Source organism: Microcystis sp. LEGE 08355 (assembly GCF_015207185.1).
GTDB classification, from domain to species: domain Bacteria; phylum Cyanobacteriota; class Cyanobacteriia; order Cyanobacteriales; family Microcystaceae; genus Microcystis; species Microcystis panniformis.
In genome coordinates this window covers 1-3180 of record NZ_JADEXI010000538.1, presented here as the reverse complement: position 1 = coordinate 3180, position 3180 = coordinate 1, and the positions used below count along the sequence as shown (strand labels likewise).

Annotated in this window: 1 protein-coding gene and 1 pseudogene; both read right to left on the bottom strand. The window is 40.9% G+C overall.

The window, feature by feature from the left end:
• Positions 1-75 precede the first annotated feature (75 nt).
• Positions 76-456 (bottom strand): annotated as a pseudogene (locus IQ242_RS20680) (transposase DNA-binding-containing protein); the annotation flags it as partial.
• Between the two features lie 180 nt (positions 457-636).
• Positions 637-2511, bottom strand: a complete 1875-nt coding sequence (locus IQ242_RS20675) for an ABC transporter ATP-binding protein (RefSeq protein ID WP_193961245.1) — start codon at positions 2509-2511, stop codon at positions 637-639.
• Between the last annotated feature and the right edge of the window lie 669 nt (positions 2512-3180).

The window sequence follows — 3180 nt, the reverse complement described above, 5'->3', positions numbered from 1 at the left end:
ACCCCCCCGATGTCGGGGGGGCAAGGGGGGAGGTTCGGCTAATCTAAGAATAAGCGGTTTAAATGCGTCTTAGCTTATTCCTGGCGGTGACACTCCTAAGCTGGTATGAACTTTGAGACCAAAGGATGTTTTACAATCTAGATAACCCATTCCTTTTTTGGCTTTTTGCGTCGTCAAGTCTAAACTGGTTGTGTCTTGAACTGCCAAAACTATTGGATGTTCTTTGATTCTTTCTACTGTACTTTTGGCCTGGGCGGCAATTATATCTGAGGGGTGAAAATAGGGGGAATTCCAAAAGTCGTAGGTGGCACTCGCTGCGGCTAGATTTCCCGAAGCTTGTGGCACACTTGTACTAGATTGGCTGGCCAAGTTTTCCACGATAGTGATTAACCTTTTCTTTCTTCTGGTGTCCCCTAGGTCTGCATACTGTAATTCTTGGGCTGCCCATTTCTCCATTTTTTGGCTTACCTCCACCTTAATTCCTTCTTTCAAAACTATACCTATCAATCGTTTCCCCTTTTTTTAAGTTTCTTCTCTTTTTGTTAAGAAAGATCTGACTAATGGATAGCTTATTAAGGGGGGACTAAGGGGGGATCGAAGCTAAAATCCATTTTTAATTCAATTATAACCAGCTACTTAACTAGCAAGACTTTCGGTAAATTGGGGAATAGAAGCGATAAGTTTACGGGTGTAATCGCTTTGGGGAGAGTTGATAATTTCGTTAGCTGTACCAATTTCCTCAATTTTACCTTTATTCATCACCATAATGCGATCGCTCATAAATCTGACAACACTTAAATCGTGGGAAATAAAGATATAAGTGAGATTAAATTCCTGCTGCAATTCTTTGAGTAAATTTAAGACTCCCGCTTGTACGGAAACATCTAAAGCAGAGACAGATTCATCACAGATAATAAACTGAGGATTTAAGGCTAAAGCGCGAGCAATACACACCCTTTGGCGTTGTCCTCCTGATAATTGATGGGGATAGCGATCAAACCAATTAGGATCAAGTTTAACTCGTTCTAATAAATATTCTACTCGTTGCCGTTGCTTTTGGGAATTGCCGCCGGTATGATGAATAACCATCGGTTCTAAAATTGCTTTACCAATGGATAAACGGGGATTTAGGGAGTTGTAGGGATTCTGGAAAACTATCTGTAATTCCCGGCGCAGTAGTCTTAATTTTGGCTCACTGGGGTTTAATTTAGCCAGATTTTCTCCTCGGAAATAGATATTTCCAGAAGTGGCAGGAATTAAGCGCAGAATAGTCCTTGCTAAGGTGGATTTTCCGCAGCCCGACTCACCGACTAAACCGAGGGTTTCCCCCTGTTTAACGGCAAAACTGATCTGATCTACGGCATTAAAAAAGGTCTTTACTTGCCCGAAAACTCCCTTAACTGGAAATCTAACCGATAAATTTTCTACTGATAAAATATTATCGTGATTCTGTAAACCTTCAATTCTGCTTTCTTCCTCTTGGAGAGTAATAAAATTAACTGCTGGTGGAGTAATTTCCTGTAGTTTAATAATCTTACCTTGAGAGTCTTTTTCCACTCGTAAAAAATCGCTGACGGTGGGCAATTTTTCTGGACGAGAGTTTAAGCGGGGACGACAGGCAAGTAAACCTTTTGTGTAGGGATGTTGGGGATAATTTAATACTTCTTCTTTAGTTCCCTGTTCGACAATTTCTCCTTGATACATTACGACAATTTGATCGGCAATTTCGTTAATAACTCCTAAATCGTGGGAGATAAAAACCATCGACATTTCTCGATCGCTTTTACACAAATCGCGTAATAATCTTAATATTTCTGCTTGGACAGTCACATCTAAAGCGGTGGTTGGTTCATCAGCAATTAAGAGGGTAGGATTACAAGAAATCGCCATGGCAATCATTACCCTTTGTAATTGTCCCCCCGATAATTCGTGGGGATAACGCTTGAGAATTGCCTCTTTTTCTTCCTGAATATAAGTTCTAATTTTTTCTCTGACATGACCCTTATTTTCTAAGGGAAAAGTTTCTATATACTTCTCCTCTAACTGTTCATCACTGGGTAATAAGCGCACTTCTTGCAGTAGAGAGATTGCTTGATTTTTTGCCTGTTCGGGGGTGACTTTTTGGTGAAGAAGAATCGCTTCGGTGAGTTGAAACCCGATGTTATACACTGGATTAAGAGAACTCATTGGTTCTTGGAAAATCATCGCCATTTCTCCCCCGCGATAATAACGCAATTCTTCCGGGGGAATAGATAATAAATCTACTGCTTGCATTGACTGACCTTTTGCCGGACGAAAGCAAATTTCTCCCCCGGTAATTTTCCCCGGAGAGGGAACCAATCCCATGAGTGCGAGGGAGGTGACGGATTTTCCTGAACCCGACTCCCCCACACAACCGAGAACTTGACCTTTCTGCAAGCTAAAACTAATGTTATTAACGGCGACTGTTGTTCTTTTCTGATTAGAAAATTCAACGGTGAGATGGCGAACGTCGAGAACTTTGTTATCCATAGCTCTTTAACTGGTGAAACCTAGCATCATCTTAACCTAAGTTGTCAATTTTAACTATATAGCAGTTATCTTATTGGTGAGGTGGGAAGTTTTACTTACCCAATCAGGTTACACTGCATCTTGATGAGAAAAGCTATATTCACCTTCACCCATCAACAAATAAGAGGTAAGCTATTTTTAGCTACAAGAAGACCCAGAGAATAGGGAGGCTAAAGTTTAAAACCAAACCTTTTGTTGTCCAGTTATACCATAAGAGTTAAGGATAAACACAAAGGCACAAAGAACACAAACAGAAAGACAGATTCGATTGACTGATAATACTAAATCCGGTTATTAAAGACTGATTATTTATTGTCCCTATTGCCTATTGCCTATTGCATGAGTGCCTGTCCTGATAAGTAGGGAGGCACAATTATTTGTAGGATGGGTTAGCGGTAGCCTAACCCATCGGGGTGTTGGGTTTCATGCTTCAACCGTTCGGCAAAAGCTCACGGCCGAAGCCCAACCTACGTTCATCTTATATTTAATTCCACCCACCTACTTATGTAGCCTATACTCAACGGATTTGTGCGAAACGTTTAGGCATGAAATAAGGTTGAAATACCTGAAATAACCGCCTAGTAAGGTCTTCAGTCCCCTGACTGAATCTAATAGGTCAACCCTGACCAA

What these genes read in the sequence shown, in the direction of transcription:
- IQ242_RS20675 (WP_193961245.1), bottom strand. Translation starts at nt 2,511, where the DNA reads ATGGATAACAAAGTTCTCGACGTTCGCCATCTCACCGTTGAATTTTCT.